Raw genomic sequence first — 19,558 nt, forward strand, 5'->3', positions numbered from 1 at the left:
ATTCATTACAAATTAGCTCGAATCTTAATTGAGCTTTTCCCAGTAAAACAAGCAAGAAACTATCTAGGAGATTTTCACCAATGAAAACACCAATTACCGAAGCAATCGCATCTGCTGATACCCAAGGACGCTTTTTAAGCAACACCGAATTACAAGCAGTTAATGGTCGTCTAGTTCGTGCTGCTGCCAGCATGGAAGCTGCTCGTGGTTTGACAGCTAACGCTCAAAAATTAATTGACGGCGCTACCAGTGCTGTATACAGCAAATTCCCTTACACCACCTCTACACCAGGCAATCAATTTGCAGCTGATAGCCGTGGTAAAGCTAAATGCGCTCGTGACGTTGGTCACTACCTCCGCATCATCACCTACAGCCTAGTTGCTGGTGGAACAGGTCCTTTGGATGAGTTCTTGATTGCTGGTTTGACTGAAATGCACGCAGCTTTCGACTTATCTCCTAGCTGGTACGTAGAAGCTTTGAAATCTATCAAAGCTAGTCATGGTTTGAGCGGTCAAGCTGCTAACGAAGCTAATACCTACATTGACTACGCAATCAACGCTCTTAGCTAGATAGCGTCATGCCCGGAGAGGGATACAATTGTTAGATGGAGTTACCCCTCAAGGGGTTTGCCAGTTATTCATGGGGAGTCACTGCGTAAGTTGGAAAATATTCCGACGGGGAATTAAGTGACGTTAAGACCGTACATGATCACTCTGGTTCACCTAGCAATTGGATCTAGCTCCGGGCATAGTTTTATCTACAAATAAAATAGGTCAAGAGGCAAGAGGCAAGAGGCAAGAGGCAAGAGGCAAGAGGCAAGAGGCAAGAGGCAATAGTCAACTGACCACTGACCACTGACCAAGCTTTATTCAGCCAAAATTCGGCACAATAAAGGGGAAAAATATGGCAATTACAACAGCAGCTTCCAGACTGGGAACAGAGCCTTTTAGTGACGCACGCAGAGTTGAACTGCGCCCTAACCCCAGCCGCGAAGAAGTCGAAGCGGTAATTCGTGCCGTTTATCGGCAAGTCTTAGGGAATGATTATATATTGGCATCAGATCGTTTGATTGGTGCAGAATCACTTCTCCGCGATGGGAATTTAAGCGTGCGCGAGTTTGTTCGCAGCGTGGCTAAATCAGAACTCTACAAAGCTAAATTCTTCTACAACAGTTTCCAAACTCGGTTAATTGAACTCAACTATAAACATTTGTTGGGTCGCGCACCATACAATGAGTCCGAAGTAACTTATCACTTAGACTTATATATTAACCAAGGTTACGACGCGGAAATTGACTCCTACATTGATTCTCAAGAATATCAAAACAGCTTTGGGGAAAGTGTTGTTCCCTACTATCGCGGTTTTGATTTTCAAGCAGGACAAAGTGCCGCTGGTTTTACGCGGATGTTCCGTTTATATCGTGGTTATGCCAACAGCGATACTGCTCAAGTAGAAGGTTCTAAATCTCGTTTAGCGCGGGAATTAGCTAGTAATAAATCTTCCTCAGTTGTTGGCCCATCTGGTAGTAACGATAATTGGGGTTTCCGTGTATCTGCGGATAACGCTCCTAAGCAAAATCTCGGTAATGCCGTAGGACAATCGAATCGCACTTACCGTGTTGAAGTTACAGGCATTCGCAATCCTGGATACCCCAGTGTGCGCCGTAGCAGCACAGTATTTATTGTCCCTTACGAGCGCCTTCTAGACAAAATGCAGCAAATTCAGAGAGTTGGCGGCAAAATTGTCAGCGTAATTTCTACGTAAGATCCGGTGCTATTCACCGACAAAACTCATCATAGGAGATATAGAAGTAATGTTCGGTCAAACCACACTTGGTGCTAGTAGTGTTTCTTCATCTGCCAGCCGCGTGTTTCGTTACGAAGTTGTCGGCTTAAAGCAAAACCAAGAAACCGACAAAAATAAATTCGACATTCGCCGCAGTGGTAGCGTATTTATTACCGTACCCTACGGACGCATGACTGAAGAAATGCAGCGGATTAGCCGTTTAGGTGGCAGAATCGTCAAAATTGAAGCTTTGACAGTAGCAGAATAAGTATAACTTCCTGGCAATGATAGAAACCAGTGGAGAAGAATATTCTGCCCAGAATGCACCAAATCTGACACCAGAGATAGCTATTGCTAACCTGCAATCATCAGATTTAAGTCTCCGCTATTATGCTGCTTGGTGGTTGGGTAAGTTCCGAGTTCGTCAGCCAGAAGCCATAGACGCGCTCATTGCTGCGCTAGAGGATGAATCTGACAGAACCGAACTGGGTGGTTATCCCTTACGGCGTAATGCTGCCAGGGCGCTTGGTAAATTAGGCAATTTAAAAGCCGTACCAGGTTTGATTAGGTGTTTAGAATGTGCTGATTTTTATGTCCGCGAAGCAGCAGCCCAATCTTTAGCTATGCTTGGAGATAAAACCGCATTACCAGCCCTGATAAAACTGCTAGATGGGGGAGTTGAGGCTGCTGTACAAGTACCTGGTTTTCCCCACCTTACCCAGCCCTATACAGCAGTAATAGAAGCCTTGGGAGCTATGGGTGCAACTGAGGCTACTTCCCTTGTTCAGCCTTTTCTCAAGCATTCAGTTCCTCGATTGCAATGCTCCGCCGCCAGAGCCATGTACCAACTGACACAAGACTCTATTTATGGTGAGTTATTAGTGACAACTTTGGCCACAGGTGATTTGAAAATGCGCCGCGTTGTTTTGGGGGACTTGGGGGCAATTGGGTATTTGGCCGCAGCAGAAGCGATCGCCCAAGCGCAAGTGGAAAATAGCTTTAAACTTATCGCTTTGAAAGGATTATTAGAGTATCAACTGCCAAAACAGTCTGATACTTTTGGTATTTCTGAACAAGCTATCCGAGTCATGAATCTCATGGATTCACTCTTGTAGTCAGTAGTCAGTTGTTAATTGTCAGTTGTAAAACTACTGACCACTGACCACTGACCACTGACCACTGACCACTGACAACGGAAAAATGGATGAACTAATTCGGGCTATTACCGTAGCAGACACACCTTCCCAGATGGTGACAGCAGTTAAAAATCTGGCAGCAGCCAAAGATCCATCGGCAATTCCGACCTTAATTGCTGTCTTTGGTTATAACAATCCAGAAGCAGCCATAGTGGCAGCAGCAGCATTGACGCAGTTGGGAGGAATAGCAGTTCCACAATTGCTAGACCAAATTGATGATTATAACTATGGCGCACGGGCTTATTCGATTCGCACTCTCGCAGCGATCGCAGATCCCCGTGCTTTGGATATTCTCATCTCTACAACACTCACTGATTTTGCCCCCAGTGTTCGCCGTGCCGCTGCTAAGGGACTAGGAAATCTACATTGGCAGAAGCTAGACATTTCCGCCAGTCAAATAGCCATCAACCGCGCCCTAGAGACACTTCTCTTTATCTGTGAAGATACAGACTGGTCAATTCGTTATGCTGCTATTGTTGGATTACAAGCTTTAGCAAAAGTAGCTCTAGTCCAATCGCCTATTCTTGCTAAATTTCAATTAATGCTGACTAACGATCCTGAAAAAGCAGTTCGCGCTCGCGTTCAGTTGGCCTGTAGCCAGTAAACTGATTTATATACCATATAACAAGGTAAAAGTAAAGATGTCAATACCACTACTAGAATACGCGCCCAAATCGCAAAACCAGCGAGTAGAAGGTTATGAAGTCCCCAACGAAGACACCCCAACTATTTATCGCTTAGATCGGGCTACCTCAGATCAAGATATTGATAGCATCATCTGGGCTGCATACCGCCAAATTTTCAGCGAACACCTGATTTTAGCCAGCTATAAGCAAACCGCTTTAGAATCACAACTGCGAAATCGGGCAATTACCCTGCGTGATTTTATCCGGGGTTTAGGTAAATCAGAGGTTTACCGCACCCAAGTAGCAGATACCAACTCCAACTATCGCTTAGTTGACATCACCTTAAAACGGTTCTTAGGCCGGGCTGCTTACAACAAAGCCGAAGAAATCGCTTGGTCAATTGTCATTGCGACCAAAGGTTTACACGGTTTTATAGATGCTTTATTAGAATCAGACGAGTATTTAGATAACTTTGGTGATGATGTTGTCCCCTACCAACGTCGTCGTTTTGGTTCACGCCCCTTTAACCTGGCTAACCCCCGTTATGGTTCTGACTGGCGCGATACCCAAAACATTCGCGAAATGGCTGGCCGTTCCTACTATAGCATCCGCACATCAGGACAACTAACTACAGCAGATATCCGTCGGGCAATTCCTGCCAACTTCTTCATTATGGCTGGGTCTATTATTACCAACGAATGCAACTACCAACGGAGTTTGGCCACTGCCCAATCTTTTGTTAGTAGCAGCGAAATCCCTGATACAAGCAGAGATCATCAAGAACAACCCACAATTAAACCTGTAGCAGTTTCTTTACCTTATCGTTATATTCCTGCTAACGCCAAAAATTAGTTATTGGTGATTGGTGATTGGTGATTGGTAATTGGTAATTGGTAATTGGTAAAAATAACCAACAACCAACAACTGTACGGGCGAAGCATTTGGAGAACTATTTTTGGCAATGACCGATAATTTATCTTCCAAATGCTTCGCCCCTACTAACAACTGACAACTGTACGGGCGAAGCATTTGGAGAACTATTTTTGGCAATGACCGATAATTTATCTTCCAAATGCTTCGCCCCTACTAACAACTAACAACTGTACGGGCGAAGCATTTGGAGAACTATTTTTGGCAATGACCGATAATTTATCTTCCAAATGCTTCGCCCCTACTAACAACTGACAACTGTACGGGCGAAGCATTTGGAGAACTATTTTTGGCAATGACCGATAATTTATCTTCCAAATGCTTCGCCCCTACTAACAACCAACAACTGTACGGGCGAAGCATTTGGAGAACTATTTTTGGCAATGACCGATAATTTATCTTCCAAATGCTTCGCCCCTACTAACAACCAACAACTGTACGGGCGAAGCATTTGGAGAACTATTTTTGGCAATGACCGATAATTTATCTTCCAAATGCTTCGCCCCTACTAACAACCAACAACTGACAAACATGACAATACCTTTACTAGAATACAAACCCAGTTCTCAAAACCAGCGCGTTTCTGGTTATGAAGTTCCCAACGAAGATACACCCACAATTTACCGCATCGAAGACTACGCCTTTGGTGGAGAAGTAGAAGAATTAATTTGGGCTGCTTATCGGCAACTTTTTAGCGAACACGTCATTCTCAAATTTTATCGCCAAGTTCATTTAGAATCCCAAGTAAAAAACAAAGCTATTACCGTCCGCGATTTTATCCGGGGTTTAGCTAAATCTGACGCTTTCCAAAGTTTGGTAATTCAGAGTAATTCTAATTACAGATTAGTAGAAATTGGGCTGAAACGGTTATTAGGTCGCGCACCTTACAACAACAAAGAAGAAATCGCTTGGTCAATTGTGATTGCTACCAAAGGTTGGGGTGGTTTTGTTGACGCTTTGCTCGATTCTGAAGAATATCAAAGCAACTTTGGGGAAAATATCGTTCCCTACCAAAGACGACGTTATAAGGATAGACCCTTTAATTTGGTAACACCACGATACAGCGATTACTGGCGCGACCAACTTGAAGAAGCTCGTTATAAATGGGGTGACATTAAAAACTTTTTGGATATGGCAAATTCCATTAAGATTAAAACAGTGACTTACACACCAGTTAGCACTGCCAATATCCAAATTCCTAACACTACCAAGGAAACGACATCAACAGGTATCCCTGTTTCTATTAGTCCTAGTGCTGGGTTTCCCGGACGCTAGATAGTTTTTTAACTAGCTGGGTAATCTCGGTTACAAAAGTGATAACGTTTGTATTTTTTTAAGGATTTTAATTTTAGTTAGTTTGCTAAGTATTAGAGCATTTTGAAATGCCAAATTTACCAAAAGGCAGGTTCTTTAAAATGGCAATTCCTTTACTTGAATACAAACCTACAACTCAAAACCAAAGAGTTAGCAGCTTTGGTACGGCAGATATTAACGAGGACAATCCTTATATCTACCGCATTGAAAATGCTAACTCTGCCGGCGAAATTGAACAACTAATTTGGGCTGCTTATCGCCAAGTCTTCAACGAACAGGAGATTCTCAAATTTAACCGCCAAATTACCTTAGAAACTCAACTCAAAAATCGGTCAATTACGGTTAAAGACTTCATTCGTGGTTTGGTGAAATCAGAGCGATTTTATCAGCTAGTTGTGACACCAAATAACAACTATCGGTTGGTAGAAATGTTCCTGAAAAGGATCTTAGGTCGTTCTCCCTACAATGAGCAAGAAAAAATTGCCTGGTCAATTCAAATTGCTACTTTAGGTTGGGGAAAATTTGTGGATGTTTTGATTGATAGTAGTGAGTATGAACAAGCCTTTGGCGAGTATACCGTACCCTATCAACGCAAACGGATGACCACAGACCGCCCAATCAGTTTTACTCCCCGCTATGGTGCTGATTATCGTGACCGGGCAGGTATTGTCCAAAAATGGCCGTATCTTCGTCAATGGCGTGGAGGTTTCTACCCAGGCTCTGGGCAAAATGTTGATTTGGGGGCATTGTCTGCTGTATTACTGGTAATAACCGCAGGCATTACTTTCTTGTTGATTCTCAATTGGTTAGGAATTAGTGATATCTACTAGCCTTTTGAGGGGAAAATAAGTAAGTAACCCCGCCTCAGAATGAATTCTGATAGCTTGCGTGGCGTAGCCATGTCTAATAGCAAAAGTCGTCTCAAGACGACTGAAAAAAAAGTTTATAGTCCGTTTTAACGGACTTTAGTTATTAGCCCTAAACTTCAGTTCTGGGCGGGGTATTTCTAGAACGAAATCTTTCTTTGTTTAATTTGATCATAAAAGGAGAAAATTAATATGGCATTGCCATTACTTCAATACAATCCAAGTAGTCAAAATCACCGGGTGGCCAGCTTTGGCGTTGCTGACCAAAATGAAGATACACCTTATATCTATCGGATTGAAGATGTTAGTTCTTACACTGACATGACAAACATCATTTGGGCTGCTTATCGTCAAGTTTTCAGCGAACATGAAATTCTCAAGTTTAACCGTCAAGTTACTTTAGAGTCTCAACTTAAAAACGGTTCTTTGTCAGTTCGTGACTTTATCCGGGGTTTAGCTAAATCTGAAGCTTTCTATCGTTTAGTTGTCTCTGTTAACAACAACTACCGTTTAGTAGACATCACCCTCAAGCGTTTATTGGGTCGTTGTGCTTACAATAAAAAAGAAGAAATTGCTTGGTCAATTGTTATTTGTAACAAGGGCTTTGGCGGCTTTGTTGATGTTTTATTAGACAGCGCAGAATACACCCAAAACTTTGGTGATAATACCGTACCTTACCAACGCAAGCGGTTTGTAGATCGTCCTTTTAACTTGGTAACTCCTCGTTACGGTGCCGACTTCCAAGAAACAGCCGGTACAGTCAAAACCGACTGGCGCTTTACCTTGGAAAACTTCTACACTGCTAAGGCAAAAGCAAAGCGTTTAAAAGAAGGCGATCCTGCTAAATTTGCAGATATGGCTGCTTCTGTATCTGGTAAAGGTAACTATGCTCAAAAGTTATCTTCTTTTGACATTGATTACCTCAATGCTGTTCCTTACCGTGGTAAACGCTAGTAGCGCAAGGCGGAATTAAAAATTAATTATTAAAAATTAAAAAAGCTGGTAATATCTGCTTTTAGTTATTTTTAATAGTTAGTTAATTTCCGCTGTTGTGTACTAAGTCTACCAAAAAAATTTCAATTTATAGGGTGCGTTAGGAAGATAATTCTTGACGCACTCTCAATTTTTTGCCCTGCTTCCCATAGTTTTTGCAAACAGGAATTTTTTTGCCTTTAAAGGTGTATCTTGAGGTAGAATCTCCTATAACTCAATTAACTTGAAGTCCCAAATTTTTAAAACTGCGATCGCTATTTCTGGATCTATACCATCATAAGCCTCCCATTCAGACTGGGGATCTTTAGGATGCCCTTCACCTACGTAACCTGCAATTTTAATGATGGGAATATTCACTAAGTAATCACGTTCCATACCTTTAGGGAGAGCTAATTTAATTCTGCGACCCACAAACTTAGATGCACTAGATTCAGCTACAGATTCCCGAACTAAACAAATATCACCAGCAGTCCCCCAAGTAGTTTGGTAAATGTGGAGAAACGATATATAACTTTCTGGTTTGATGGATCTTTTGAGAACTTGCATTATCTAATCCTTATCCTTGTTTTCGACAATTTTATGTAAACTCTACCTGCTATATTCCAATTTCCTGCTTTTGACAGAATAAAACAAGGGGTTTGCACCCCTTGAGAGAGTTTAAAAAGTGAACCGTATTAGTGATCTACGCAGGTGTAAACTGCAAAGATACACCGTTCATACAGTAACGGAGACCAGTTGGTTTTGGTCCATCATTAAAAACATGGCCTAAGTGTCCACCACAATTACTACAATGGACTTCAGTTCGGGTCATGAAAAATGTTCTATCTGTAGTAGTAGCGATCGCCCCCTCTATGGGTTTAAAAAAGCTTGGCCAGCCAGTACCACTATTAAACTTAGTATCAGCAGTAAACAAAGCTTGTCCACACCCAGCGCAGACATAAGTACCAGGTTCATATTGCTTATCGAGAGAACTGGTATGGGAGGGTTCTGTACCATGTTTCCGCAATACCCGAAACTGTTCTGGTGTGAGGATACTCTTCCATTCTTCCTCTGTTTTTGTCACTGTAAACTCTGGATTAGAAAGTGCCATAGATTCTGAACTCCAATTGATATAACGGGAAAAAAAGGCTGTACCGATTAAAACTGTACTGATTTGCAAAAAATGGCGTTTGTTCATTATTCTATTATTTGCTATTTTTTGCTTCCATGACCAAGAAACTCCCATAAATTTCTAAATCCTCCAGGAGAAATTGATGAAAATCACCTAAAAACGTCTTGCTTAGTGAAAAAGAATATGTAATACTAATTACCACGATGAGTTTCTCCAAACAGGTTTTTATTAATATTTGATAATTAAATGTCCAAATTGTACCTGTTCCATCAAAAATAATCAGTTATTCTTTAGTTGATCTTTACAACTACAAAACTAATGTGCCAACTGCTAGGAATGAATTGCAACGTACCGACAGACATTTGCTTTTCCTTTGAAGGTTTTTCTGCCAGGGGAGGAAAAACAGATGAACATAGCGACGGTTGGGGAATTGCTTTTTTTGAAGGCAAAGGATGTCGAATTTTTCTAGACGCTGAAGCCTCTATCGCGTCACCAATTGCCGATTTTATCCGTCAGTATCCCATTCATTCTACTCATGTAATTGCCCATATCCGCAAAGCTACTCAAGGCAAAATAGCCTTGGAAAACTGTCATCCTTTCCGTCGGGAACTGTGGGGAAGATATTGGGTATTTGCTCATAATGGTAATTTACCAGACTTTAACCCGGAAAATAATGGTATTTTTCAACCTGTGGGGACTACGGACAGCGAAAAAGCATTTTGCCTAATTCTTAATACTTTGCGATCGCATTTTCCTCAAGAACAACCACCGCTAAAGGAACTTTATCAGACATTACATGAAATTACCAAAGAAATAGCAGCCTTTGGATCTTTTAACTACATATTATCAGATGGTGAGCATTTTTTCACCTATTGCTCAACTAAACTTTGCTACATTATTAGACAAGCGCCTTTTGCTGCGGCTCATTTAATTGATGAAGAGATGACTGTAGATTTTAGTGAATTGACTACATCTAAAGATCGCGTGGCTGTGATTGTGACTACACCCCTAACTGATAACGAAGTTTGGACACAAATACAACCGGGAGAATTACTCATATTTCAGGATGGTTTACCCCTAAAATTTGCCTAATTTTTGACAACTATTTTATTAATAAGACAAAGCAAAATTCTGGAGATATTCATTTCTAGAACTTGTTAGTAAATGCTTATTTAATATTGTAAATATCTGCTCCTTTTTGATAGGTTTATTAATAAAATCAGTTGCCCCAAATACCTTAGAGGTTGTTTGAAAAGTATTATATGAAACCCATAATCTCCAAAAACCTAACCCCCCTTCCCCCCTTCCCTACAAGGGAAGGGGGTTTTTAAAGCCTCTCCCCTACCAGGGGAGAGGTTTGGAGAGGGGTCTGTTTACACATTAAAAACTTTTAAAACATCCTCTTAGCCCGAACTCGATCAAAAGCTCCATCACTACTAGTTAATATAATAATTGGCACTTGGGAAAAAACAGAAGTCCGTCGTAATTGTTCTTACAGCAGATTTCGCTCTCATGAGGTACAAACTTGAATTATGAAACTCTTGTAGTGCGGGCATCTTGCCCGCTGGATATGTACCTCATAACACCGGAAAGTGCTGTAAATCACGGTTGCAAAAATCCTGCATCGCTACAAAAACTTTGTCTACACCGTGACCCAAGAATATATTACAATCAATCAAGAATTGCTATACTTAGCGTCTTCCCCGTTGAATTTTATCAAAAATCGCACCATCTGCAAAGAATTTCTTCTGGACACCACTCCAACCGCCAAGATCAGCTACAGTGTAGAGTCGGGCAATATAAGGGAATTTACTTTTTACTTCTTTGGACACAGTTGGGTCAACTGGACGAAAACCAACTTTAGCAAATTCACGTTGTGCTTCTGGAGTGAAAAGGAACTTGACAAAAGCTTCAGAAACCTCACGATTTCCATGCTTATCAACATTTTTATCCACAACTGCAACGGGTGCATCTATAGAGATATTTACTGGAGGAACTATGTAAGAAGTATCTGTTTTGCCTTGCTGTGCAGCTAAAATGACTTCGTTTTCATAGTTTATTAATACATCACCCTGACCTTTTTTGTAAAAAGCATCACTTGATTCTCTGGCATCTTTGGGTAATACAACTACATTTTTAAACACATCTGTTACAAACTTTAACGCCTGGGCATCATTTCCGCCATTCTTAACTACTGAACCCCATAAAGCGAGAAAATTCCATTTAGCTCCACCTGATGTCTTAGGGTTTGCAGTAACAAGTTTTACATCAGGTCTTACTAAATCAGTCCAAGTCTTGATCTTTTTCGGATTACCAGCGCGAGTTTCTAGGGCAACTACTGAACGGGTAACAATTGCATTATTCGGAGCTTCTTTTTCCCAACCTGGTTTAATTAAACCGGCTTGTTCAATTTTTGTAATATCTCCAGCCAATGCTAATGCTACCACATCTGCACCTAAACCGTCAATGACAGCGCGAGTTTGCGAGCCAGAACCACCGTAGCTTTCTTTAATTTCAACATCTTGACCTTTTTCTCTTTTCCATTTCGCCACAAAATTGGGAATAATTTTTGAGTAAGCCGCTTTGGTGACTGCGTAAGTAACTAAGGTAAGTTCAACTTTTTTACCGCTTTGACTAATTAGTTGCGTTTTCTGGGCTGTACCTGCAAATACAGGCAAAATAGTGCTTATACTTAAACCTGTTGCTAAGAATAAAGCAGGAAAAAACGGCTTTGTCATGGGAACAAATTTTGCGGTGTTGGAAGAATTATCTGTCATGGGATGTCCTAAAATTGGCTTAAATCTAATCTACGGTAACTCTGTAAAGATAACGTATTTAACCTCTAGAGAAAGAGCTTACCAGATGTCATAAATAAAATCAATAGTTTTTGCACTTAAAAACAACTATTTTCCTATCGGGTATTGTATGTATTAAATATTGCGAATATGTTTTTTCAGCTTTTAATGCCTATAAAGTTTATATGGCAAATCTTTTAACAAATTAAATTCTATATTTATTTTTAAATCCTTGTTTAGATAAAGTATTAAAAATTGAGAATTAGTTAAGTAATTTCCTGAAAACCTCCATAAAGATAATTAAAAATTGATACTTATCATTGAAAGGCATTGTAATTTTTCTTGAAACTGGTAAAATCACCATATTCCCTATCGTCAATATGCAGTTTTTACTAGTTTTGATAACCAGATACCTGCAATAATGGTATTTTCATTAATTAACCGTAGTCTCACAGAAGGACAAAAGATGAATTTGTGGCAACAATCACTTAAAAGAGTACAACTTGGGTTCAGTCCCAATTCTCTCAAAGGCTTTATATCACTTTTCTTAGTAGGGACAGTATTAAGTGTATCTCTTGCTGCTTGCTCTGGGACAAACACTGGTAATTTACCTAGTGCAACTACTGATACGGGTAAAAAACAGAATGTAGAATTAACCCTTGTATCCTTTGCTGTCACCAAAGCTGCTCACGCCGCTATTATTCCCAAATTTGTGGAAAAATGGCAAAAGGAACATAACCAAACTGTAGTATTTAAACAAAGCTATGGTGGTTCTGGTTCGCAAACTCGTGCGGTGGTTGATGGTTTAGAAGCAGATATTGTTCATCTAGCCCTGGCTTTAGATACGCAAAAAATTGAAAAAGCGGGATTAATTCAACCTGGGTGGGAGAAAGAATTTCCTAATAATGGTATTGTTTCTAAGTCTGTTGCAGCTTTAGTAACTCGTGAAGGCAACCCCAAAGGGATTAAGAATTGGGCTGATTTAGCCAAAGATAATGTTAAACTAATTACCGCAGATCCGAAAACTTCTGGGGTAGCGCGGTGGAATTTTCTCGCCCTTTGGAATTCAGTCATTAAAACTGGTGGAGATGAAATTAAAGCTATTGATTTTGTGACCAAAGTTTATAAAAATGTCCCTGTATTAACCAAAGATGCCCGTGAAGCTACAGACGCATTTTTTAAACAAGGTCAAGGTGATGCTTTGATTAACTATGAAAACGAAATTGTTTTGGCAAAAGACAAGGGTGAAAAAACAAATTACATTCTTCCTGATATAAATATCTCCATTGATAATCCTATTGCTGTTGTGGATAAAAATGTTGATAAACATGGTAATCGTGAAGTAGCAGAAGCTTTTGTTAAATATTTGTTTACCCCCGAAGCACAACGGGAATTTGCTAAAGTAGGATTTCGTCCTGTAGATGAAACAGTAGCTAAGATTAAAGAATTTGCTGACAAATATCCCCAAATAAAAACTTTAGGTACAGTTCAAGAATTAGGTGGTTGGGATGCTGTTCAGAAAAAGTTCTTTAATGATGGGGCAATTTTTGACCAAATTCAAGCTAAAAATAAACGGTAATTGGTAATTGGTGATTGGTAATTGGTAATTGGTGATTGGTGATTGGTAATTGGTGATTGGTGATTGGTGATTGGTGATTGGTAATTGGTAATTGGTAATTGACAACTAACAACTAACAACTGTACGGGCGAAGCATTTGGAGAACTATTTTTGGCAATGACCGATAATTTATCTTCCAAATGCTTCGCCCCTACTAACAACTAACAACTGTACGGGCGAAGCATTTGGAGAACTATTTTTGGCAATGACCGATAATTTATCTTCCAAATGCTTCGCCCCTACTAACAACTAACAACTGTACGGGCGAAGCATTTGGAGAACTATTTTTGGCAATGACCGATAATTTATCTTCCAAATGCTTCGCCCCTACTAACAACTGAAAACTGACAACTAACAAAATTATGACTGAATCTGCGGCTGTAAAAACTAATATTAAACCTCCCATTTGGAAGGTATTTGTAGATAATTTGATTCATCTTCCTTGGACTTGGCGGATTACTTTGGGATATCTAACTGTGATGTTATTTATTCCCATTGTGGCCATGTTTCTCAAAGCTGGTACGGTAGCTCCTGCGAAGTTTTGGGAAATTGCCACCAGCGAGTTAGCATTAGCAACTTATAATGTTACCTTTGTTACTTCATTATTTGCAGCTTTGCTGAATGGTGTGTTTGGAACTTTGATTGCTTGGGTATTAGTGCGTTACGATTTTCCTTTGAAACGGATTATTGATGCCACAGTAGATTTACCCTTTGCTTTGCCAACTTCCGTAGCAGGTTTAACACTGGCAACAGTTTACAGTGAGAATGGTTGGTTGGGTTCATTGTTAGCACCAATGGGGATTAAGGTATCTTTTACTCGCTTGGGGGTAGGAGTGGCAATGATATTTATATCGTTACCCTTTATAGTAAGAACTGTGCAACCTGTTCTGCAAGAAATGGAATCGGAAATTGAAGAAGCTGCTTGGAGTTTAGGTGCTTCTGAATGGCAAACTTTTTGGAAAGTGATTTTACCGCCTTTATTTCCGACAATTTTAACTGGTGTAGCTTTGGGTTTTTCCCGCGCAGTTGGGGAGTATGGTTCAACAGTAATTATTTCTTCTAATACACCCTATAAAGATTTGATTGCACCTGTGTTAATTTTCCAGCGGTTGGAACAATATGACTATGCTGGTGCAACTGTAATTGGTGTGGTTTTATTAGGAATTTCTTTGGTAATGTTATTAGCAATTAATTTCTTACAAGCTTGGGCAAGAAGATATGACAATAGATAAAGTTAAAAGGCCAAAAAAACAGAGTTGGGTACCGGCAGTTTTAATTGGCGTGGCAATTTCCTACCTATTTCTGGTTCAATATATTCCAGCTATTAATGTTTTTTTTGAAGCTTTCAAAAAGGGAACTGGACCATTTTTATCTAACCTGGCAAAACCGGAATTTCTCCACGCAGCTTGGTTAACCCTGTTACTGGCTGCTATTTCTATCCCTGTGAATGCCGTATTTGGATTATGTGCGGCTTGGGCGATCGCTCGACATAAATTCCCTGGACGCGCTATAGTTCTCAGTATCATTGATTTGCCCTTTTCCATCTCCCCAGTCGTCGCTGGGCTAATGATAGTCTTATTGTACGGGAGACAGGGCTGGTTTGGTCCTTGGTTACAAGCCCATGATATTAAAATTGTCTTTGCTTTTCCAGGGATGCTTATGGCTACCGCTTTTGTGAGTATGCCTTTTGTGGCCAGAGAAGTAATTCCTGTCTTAGAAGAATTTGGCAAAGATCAGGAAGAAGCTGCCAGAACATTAGGTGCAAACGATTGGCAAACTTTTTGGCGGGTAACTTTACCGAGTATTCGTTGGGGGTTACTCTACGGTTTAATCTTGACAAATGCCAGAGCCATGGGTGAATTTGGTGCAGTTTCTGTGGTATCTGGTAACATTGCCAATACAACCCAGACTTTACCATTATTTGTGGAAGATGCTTACAAACAATATGAAACAGAAGCTGCTTTTTCTGCTGCTGTATTGTTAGCATTTCTGGCAGTTATCACCTTGATTCTGAAGGAAATCATAGAACGAAAAACTGAAATTAAAGAAGTTGAATAATGGGTAATAGGTAATTTCCAGACAACTATTAAATTACATCTTAGAGGTGGTTATGAGTAGTGAAAATACCCTGATAAACAAGCGAATTCGCGTCAGAATTCCCCAAGATCATCATCAAGAACCTGTAATTTCTCGCCTAGTTTCCGAATATGGCTTGACTGTGAATATCAAAGCCGCAATTCTCGGACAGGATGCTGTAGGTGATGGTTGGTTTGATTTAGATTTACAAGGAACAAATGGACAAATTCAAAATGGGTTAACCTATTTACAAGAATTGAAATTGCAAGTTTGGGTTGACACTCTCAGGGAGCCAAGCCGCTGAGATTCTTAGGAGATTTTCACTCGTAAAGGCTGTGCCAAACAGCCACTAGACACTCCGCTTAAAGCATTGTGCTTACTTTTTTTGAGAATATTGGCTGCACCATTGCAGTCTGCGTTCACTAAAATACCAAATTGAGTACGATACAGACCCCGCTGAATTCGCTTGCCAGAGAATTCGTGCTTTTTGGGATTGTCGGCATTAAAAACAGGAATATTATCATTGTCTAAAAAACTAGCCTTACTAGTATAGGACTCTTCCTGTTCTACATACTTGATTCCGTATCTCTCACAGAGAGCTTTCAGTTTAAATCTAAAACTACTGTGGGGAATCTGTACGAAGTTCTGATGATTACGGGAACCAATATTGATGGATTGCTTCATCTCAATATTGAATCCAACTACCAGCTTATCAATGCGATGCTCAATGCAATGGTTGATAACGTACCTAGCAGCTTTATTTAAATAATCTCGAATTTTGGCATTGCGATTAACAGCTAGTCTAGCTTGACGCTCTGTAGTTCCCTTGATTTTCTGCAAATCTTTAATAGATTGCAGTCTAGCATTTTCCTTATTGAACCATTGGTTGAAGGATTTAAGTGGTTTGCCATCCAAAATAAAGGATGCCCCATTGGTGTCAATGCAAGTCGCTAGATTATCAAGTCCCAAGTCAATGCCAATAGCACTTTCGGCTTTAGTCTCAATCGGTGTTTCTTCAGCTTCAGAGATGAATTCAACCTCAAAAAAACGCCCATTATATTTTGGGAGGATGCGAACTTCTTTAAGAGTCTCTTGGTTTAATCTATTAGGAAATGGTATCCAGATTTCACCAGATTGAGCCTTGAAAGCGGTAGACATAGGAATCCGAAATTTCCCATCTTTAACTTTGACTCTGGGCATGATCAAAGGGAAATATCCCTCCTTGGGCAGATAATGAGGTAGTCTTACTTTACTACTGTAAGATCCAGATTTAACTGAGGTAATCAATCCGTAGAAACTGCGAAAAGTTCTATCAACTACCTTCAGTGTTTGTTGAGCAATATCGGTGTTAAGCATCCGATAGTTCTCATTTCCTTTACAATAGTGATAGTTAGACTCATATTTTAAATGTTTCCGCTCTTGAAAGTAATACTGCCTAACTGTGTAAAGTCCTACATTGTAGAGATTCTTACTCAGTCTACAGAGTTCTTTCAGGGCTGTAAATTCATTAGCTTTGAGTCCCCGTATTTGATTCTTTTGAGTCAGATACATTTTAGTTTCGCTGTAACTGAAGTTATCCTAGCGAAAGATATAGGGGTTGTCAAGATGTCCGAAAGACCACAGCGGTTAAAACCGCTCCTGCCGCGGCTGGTGAGCCACAGGAGATGGAGGAGAATTATCGCTCAGTTGTATCAATATCCCCCCTAACTCCCGTTTTTAAGGGGGATTTAGGGGGATATCAAGATTTTGGATACATGACCAAAGACTTTTCAAGCATCCTCTTAGACAAAACAATCTTAGTTATGTCCGCAATTTCTCAGATTCCTCACCTTTTTAAGCAATGGGAGATATCCATCTGTAAAAATAATCATCAATAAACTCCTTTTTTTTCAGACATAAATATCGGAATTATGTCCTAATTCTTAAATCAAACCACTTGATTTTCTCAAATCAATTAGTAAAAATATAAATAAGTCTAACATCTTGTAGGCTCTCTTGGTGACAACTTAACCTTATCCAATGTCCAGAGTCCGCGTTAGCGGACTTTTTTATTTATCTTGATATTCTCTACATTTTTATCTCAGGTTTTAACTTTTCAATTTTTTGAGTAAAGTATAATTCTTGATATTTAAGTTGTTGAGCTATTTCTAATCCTTTCTGAAATGCTGTTAATGCTTGTGTAGATTCTCGGCGTTCTAAATATAAGTCACCAATTTGGTCATAAGCTGACATTAAACCATAAGAATTGTTAGCTAATGTTTGTGTTTCTATGAGAATTTGGCTAGTTTGTAAAGCCGCATCTATCTGTTTTTGTGAACGATAAAAAGTAATTAATTTCTCTAATGCTTCTCCAGCTTTAGCGTATTGTTCTAATTGCCATGCACCAGTATAAGCTGCTTGATAATTATCAAAAGCCTGTTGTTTTAAATTGGGATCTTTTTGAGCTAGAGATTCATAATTTGCAGCTATCGCTAATTTCAAAGCTGGAATTTGACTCAAATTTTGTTCACGAGTATAAACTTGGACTAATTTATTTAATATATCTATTGCTGCTTGTGGTTGTTTTCCTTGGGAATAGATATAAGCTAACTGTTGTAAATATCCTAATTCATTAGTTTTATCACCCTGATTAATTGCTAAATCTAACAGTTTTTGGTAAGTATTAGCAGCTTGGGGATAATCAAACCAACTTAAATGTAATTCTCCAATATTTTTTAAAGTCTCCATTTCTCCAGATGAATCTTGTTGTTGTTTTACTAAGATCAAAATTTGTTCATAAGCCAATATTCCCAATTTAGGAAACCGGATTTTTTGATAAGCTTTCCCCAGGGATTGCCATAATTGTAAATCGGTACTTTTCTGTTTTCCTATCTCGCTTTGAATTACTTGTAATCGCTGACTAATATATCGCACCTGTTCCCGTTCATTTTGATTCCAAGCGATTTCTCCCACTCTTGATAACGCTTCTACCTCAGACAATGTGCCTAAAAAGCGTCTCAATCTTAGTTCACGATTCCAAATCTCAAAGGCTTTCTTTTTATCTTCTCCTTGTAGTGTCACCTGTGCCTCTTGATTTAATCCATCTAAATCCGTCTTTAATTTTTCCAATTCTGTTAATGTTAATTCCCGTTTATCTGGTAAATTTGGCAATATCGGGTCAGTTATAGTTATTTCTAAGGGACTAGGAGGGAACTTATCCAAATCTTCAATTTTTTTTTCTTTGGCTAATGTGTTAGAAATACACAAATGCCAGACAATGATAGTAGTAATGATGAAAATAAACCGCTGTATCATGGTTAATTTACCTTTTTTACATTAATTAAACGCAGCATTGTAGATCAATAGAGGGCATAATTTAGGTTATAAGCAAATATCAAGTTTTACAAGTATTCTGATGCCAAATTTTCGGCTTTTTTCTTTCTTCCTCTTAAATCCTTATTCTTGAATATGAGTAAAATAATTCCCGCCATAAGTGTCAAAAACTTTAGTTTTTACTACAATAAGCAAAAAATTCTGGAAAATCTGTCAATGGATATTCCCCAAAATAAAATTATTGCCATTATGGGACCTAGTGGTTGCGGGAAATCTACTTTTTTGAAGTCTCTCAACCGCATGAGTGACTTAGAGGGAGAAGTCCAAACCCAAGGAAAAATCGAATTTTTTGGGCAAAATATTTATGAACGGCGGATTAATCTCAATCGTCTCCGTCGTCAAATTAGTACAATTTACTCCAAACCCAATCTTTTTCCCATGAGCAGTTATGATAACGTTGCTTACGGTGTAAAATTAATTGGCTGGCGACCAAAATCAGAATTAGATGAAATTGTCGAGTTAGCTCTTAAATCTGCGGATATTTGGGAAGAAGTCAAAAATAAGCTCTATAAACCAGCTTTGGAACTCTCTTGTGGACAACAACAAAGGTTGTGCATTGCTCGCGCTTTAGCCGTTAAACCTCAAGTTATTCTGATGGATGAGCTTTGTTGTGGACTTGATCCCATTACCACCACAAAAATTGAAGAACTAATTGAGTGTTTGCGTTCTGAACTGACAATTATATTTATCTCTCAAAACATCCAGCAAGTCTCTCGTCTCGCAGATTTTACAGCTTTATTTCAATACAATGAAAATCATGTGGGACAATTACGAGAATTTGCATCAACTAAAAAAGTTTTAGCTCAAGCCACAGATTATCGTATCCGCGATTACGCTGGTAGTTATTCCCGATAATTATAGCCTCTTCTCCCTGCC

Annotated in this window: 26 protein-coding genes; 15 read left to right on the top strand and 11 right to left on the bottom strand. The window is 39.4% G+C overall.

What is annotated here, in order from left to right:
• The first annotated feature begins 80 nt into the window (after nucleotides 1-80).
• The 6 genes from cpcA (at nucleotide 81) to ANA_RS05285 (ending at nucleotide 4,459) form a co-directional block, all read left to right on the top strand.
• Nucleotides 81-569 carry a phycocyanin subunit alpha gene (gene cpcA / locus ANA_RS05260; RefSeq protein ID WP_015079016.1) on the top strand — a complete coding sequence of 163 codons (489 nt, stop codon included), beginning with the start codon at nucleotides 81-83 and terminating at the stop codon, nucleotides 567-569.
• Nucleotides 570-903: 334 nt separating this feature from the next.
• Complete coding sequence (locus ANA_RS05265) at nucleotides 904-1,764, top strand: phycobilisome linker polypeptide (RefSeq protein WP_015079017.1); 861 nt, start codon at nucleotides 904-906, stop codon at nucleotides 1,762-1,764.
• A gap of 49 nt (nucleotides 1,765-1,813) precedes the next feature.
• Nucleotides 1,814-2,053 carry a phycobilisome linker polypeptide gene (locus ANA_RS05270; protein ID WP_015079018.1) on the top strand — a complete coding sequence of 80 codons (240 nt, stop codon included), beginning with the start codon at nucleotides 1,814-1,816 and terminating at the stop codon, nucleotides 2,051-2,053.
• Nucleotides 2,054-2,069: 16 nt separating this feature from the next.
• Nucleotides 2,070-2,900 (top strand): HEAT repeat domain-containing protein, encoded by an 831-nt coding sequence (locus tag ANA_RS05275; RefSeq protein ID WP_015079019.1) that lies wholly within the window; start codon nucleotides 2,070-2,072, stop codon nucleotides 2,898-2,900.
• Nucleotides 2,901-2,985: 85 nt separating this feature from the next.
• On the top strand, nucleotides 2,986-3,585 hold the full coding sequence (locus ANA_RS05280) for a HEAT repeat domain-containing protein (RefSeq protein ID WP_015079020.1): 600 nt from the start codon (nucleotides 2,986-2,988) through the stop codon (nucleotides 3,583-3,585).
• Between the two features lie 37 nt (nucleotides 3,586-3,622).
• Entirely contained in the window at nucleotides 3,623-4,459 is an 837-nt protein-coding gene (locus tag ANA_RS05285) for a phycobilisome rod-core linker polypeptide (RefSeq protein ID WP_015079021.1), read from the top strand.
• On the opposite strand, the gene ANA_RS24140 is transcribed toward ANA_RS05285, so the two are convergent.
• Genes ANA_RS24140 through ANA_RS27375 form a run of 3 tightly spaced genes read right to left on the bottom strand, consistent with a single transcriptional unit; the run spans nucleotide 4,460 to nucleotide 4,988 of the window.
• Nucleotides 4,460-4,636: a hypothetical protein gene (locus ANA_RS24140; RefSeq protein ID WP_235081952.1), complete on the bottom strand. Its 177-nt coding sequence runs from the start codon at nucleotides 4,634-4,636 to the stop codon at nucleotides 4,460-4,462. It abuts the gene before it with no gap.
• A 32-nt stretch (nucleotides 4,637-4,668) separates the two neighbouring features.
• Nucleotides 4,669-4,812, bottom strand: a complete 144-nt coding sequence (locus ANA_RS26435) for a hypothetical protein (protein WP_158310506.1) — start codon at nucleotides 4,810-4,812, stop codon at nucleotides 4,669-4,671.
• A 32-nt stretch (nucleotides 4,813-4,844) separates the two neighbouring features.
• Nucleotides 4,845-4,988, bottom strand: coding sequence for a hypothetical protein (locus ANA_RS27375; protein WP_168654215.1), 144 nt, complete (start codon nucleotides 4,986-4,988; stop codon nucleotides 4,845-4,847).
• An 80-nt stretch (nucleotides 4,989-5,068) separates the two neighbouring features.
• Between ANA_RS27375 and ANA_RS05290 the strand changes: the two genes are divergently transcribed.
• The 3 genes from ANA_RS05290 to ANA_RS05300 all read left to right on the top strand — a co-directional run bounded on the left by ANA_RS05290 (nucleotide 5,069) and on the right by ANA_RS05300 (nucleotide 7,671).
• The gene (locus ANA_RS05290; RefSeq protein ID WP_015079022.1) at nucleotides 5,069-5,812 is read left to right on the top strand and encodes a phycobilisome rod-core linker polypeptide; all 744 of its coding nucleotides are present in this window, start codon (nucleotides 5,069-5,071) and stop codon (nucleotides 5,810-5,812) included.
• Nucleotides 5,813-5,952: 140 nt separating this feature from the next.
• Nucleotides 5,953-6,681, top strand: coding sequence for a phycobilisome rod-core linker polypeptide (locus ANA_RS05295; RefSeq protein WP_015079023.1), 729 nt, complete (start codon nucleotides 5,953-5,955; stop codon nucleotides 6,679-6,681).
• A gap of 228 nt (nucleotides 6,682-6,909) precedes the next feature.
• Nucleotides 6,910-7,671, top strand: a complete 762-nt coding sequence (locus tag ANA_RS05300; protein WP_015079024.1) for a phycobilisome rod-core linker polypeptide — start codon at nucleotides 6,910-6,912, stop codon at nucleotides 7,669-7,671.
• A 246-nt stretch (nucleotides 7,672-7,917) separates the two neighbouring features.
• Here the strand turns inward: ANA_RS05300 and ANA_RS05305 are convergent, their stop codons facing one another.
• The 3 genes from ANA_RS05305 to ANA_RS28120 all read right to left on the bottom strand — a co-directional run bounded on the left by ANA_RS05305 (nucleotide 7,918) and on the right by ANA_RS28120 (nucleotide 9,023).
• Complete coding sequence (locus tag ANA_RS05305; RefSeq protein WP_015079025.1) at nucleotides 7,918-8,256, bottom strand: hypothetical protein; 339 nt, start codon at nucleotides 8,254-8,256, stop codon at nucleotides 7,918-7,920.
• A gap of 136 nt (nucleotides 8,257-8,392) precedes the next feature.
• On the bottom strand, nucleotides 8,393-8,887 hold the full coding sequence (gene msrB / locus ANA_RS05310) for a peptide-methionine (R)-S-oxide reductase MsrB (protein ID WP_015079026.1): 495 nt from the start codon (nucleotides 8,885-8,887) through the stop codon (nucleotides 8,393-8,395).
• A gap of 7 nt (nucleotides 8,888-8,894) precedes the next feature.
• Nucleotides 8,895-9,023: a hypothetical protein gene (locus ANA_RS28120; RefSeq protein WP_256380196.1), complete on the bottom strand. Its 129-nt coding sequence runs from the start codon at nucleotides 9,021-9,023 to the stop codon at nucleotides 8,895-8,897.
• Nucleotides 9,024-9,139: 116 nt separating this feature from the next.
• Here ANA_RS28120 and ANA_RS05315 point away from each other — a divergent pair, with 116 nt between their 5' ends.
• Entirely contained in the window at nucleotides 9,140-9,913 is a 774-nt protein-coding gene (locus ANA_RS05315) for a class II glutamine amidotransferase (RefSeq protein ID WP_015079027.1), read from the top strand.
• A 599-nt stretch (nucleotides 9,914-10,512) separates the two neighbouring features.
• On the opposite strand, the gene ANA_RS05320 is transcribed toward ANA_RS05315, so the two are convergent.
• Nucleotides 10,513-11,598, bottom strand: coding sequence for a sulfate ABC transporter substrate-binding protein (locus ANA_RS05320; protein WP_015079028.1), 1,086 nt, complete (start codon nucleotides 11,596-11,598; stop codon nucleotides 10,513-10,515).
• A gap of 484 nt (nucleotides 11,599-12,082) precedes the next feature.
• Here ANA_RS05320 and ANA_RS05325 point away from each other — a divergent pair, with 484 nt between their 5' ends.
• Nucleotides 12,083-13,195 carry a sulfate ABC transporter substrate-binding protein gene (locus tag ANA_RS05325; protein ID WP_015079029.1) on the top strand — a complete coding sequence of 371 codons (1,113 nt, stop codon included), beginning with the start codon at nucleotides 12,083-12,085 and terminating at the stop codon, nucleotides 13,193-13,195.
• On the opposite strand, the gene ANA_RS27380 is transcribed toward ANA_RS05325, so the two are convergent.
• Complete coding sequence (locus ANA_RS27380) at nucleotides 13,174-13,395, bottom strand: hypothetical protein (protein WP_235081953.1); 222 nt, start codon at nucleotides 13,393-13,395, stop codon at nucleotides 13,174-13,176. The two genes, ANA_RS05325 and ANA_RS27380, sit on opposite strands and share 22 nt — an antisense overlap.
• Nucleotides 13,396-13,451: 56 nt before the next feature.
• Nucleotides 13,452-13,592, bottom strand: a complete 141-nt coding sequence (locus tag ANA_RS27385) for a hypothetical protein (protein WP_162471191.1) — start codon at nucleotides 13,590-13,592, stop codon at nucleotides 13,452-13,454.
• A 4-nt stretch (nucleotides 13,593-13,596) separates the two neighbouring features.
• Here ANA_RS27385 and cysT point away from each other — a divergent pair, with 4 nt between their 5' ends.
• Genes cysT through ANA_RS05345 form a run of 3 tightly spaced genes read left to right on the top strand, consistent with a single transcriptional unit; the run spans nucleotide 13,597 to nucleotide 15,614 of the window.
• Entirely contained in the window at nucleotides 13,597-14,466 is an 870-nt protein-coding gene (gene cysT / locus ANA_RS05335; protein WP_015079030.1) for a sulfate ABC transporter permease subunit CysT, read from the top strand.
• Nucleotides 14,453-15,292 carry a sulfate ABC transporter permease subunit CysW gene (gene cysW / locus ANA_RS05340; protein ID WP_015079031.1) on the top strand — a complete coding sequence of 280 codons (840 nt, stop codon included), beginning with the start codon at nucleotides 14,453-14,455 and terminating at the stop codon, nucleotides 15,290-15,292. Before cysT ends, cysW begins: the two co-directional genes overlap by 14 nt.
• A 52-nt stretch (nucleotides 15,293-15,344) precedes the next feature.
• Nucleotides 15,345-15,614, top strand: coding sequence for an NIL domain-containing protein (locus tag ANA_RS05345; protein WP_015079032.1), 270 nt, complete (start codon nucleotides 15,345-15,347; stop codon nucleotides 15,612-15,614).
• A gap of 5 nt (nucleotides 15,615-15,619) precedes the next feature.
• On the opposite strand, the gene ANA_RS05350 is transcribed toward ANA_RS05345, so the two are convergent.
• Complete coding sequence (locus ANA_RS05350; RefSeq protein WP_015079033.1) at nucleotides 15,620-16,861, bottom strand: RNA-guided endonuclease InsQ/TnpB family protein; 1,242 nt, start codon at nucleotides 16,859-16,861, stop codon at nucleotides 15,620-15,622.
• A gap of 516 nt (nucleotides 16,862-17,377) precedes the next feature.
• Complete coding sequence (locus ANA_RS05355) at nucleotides 17,378-18,604, bottom strand: tetratricopeptide repeat protein (protein ID WP_015079034.1); 1,227 nt, start codon at nucleotides 18,602-18,604, stop codon at nucleotides 17,378-17,380.
• A 153-nt stretch (nucleotides 18,605-18,757) separates the two neighbouring features.
• Here ANA_RS05355 and ANA_RS05360 point away from each other — a divergent pair, with 153 nt between their 5' ends.
• The gene (locus tag ANA_RS05360) at nucleotides 18,758-19,537 is read left to right on the top strand and encodes a phosphate ABC transporter ATP-binding protein (protein WP_041457730.1); all 780 of its coding nucleotides are present in this window, start codon (nucleotides 18,758-18,760) and stop codon (nucleotides 19,535-19,537) included.
• Nucleotides 19,538-19,558: the final 21 nt, after the last annotated feature.

This window comes from Anabaena sp. 90 (assembly GCF_000312705.1).
GTDB classification, from domain to species: Bacteria; Cyanobacteriota; Cyanobacteriia; order Cyanobacteriales; family Nostocaceae; genus Dolichospermum; species Dolichospermum lemmermannii.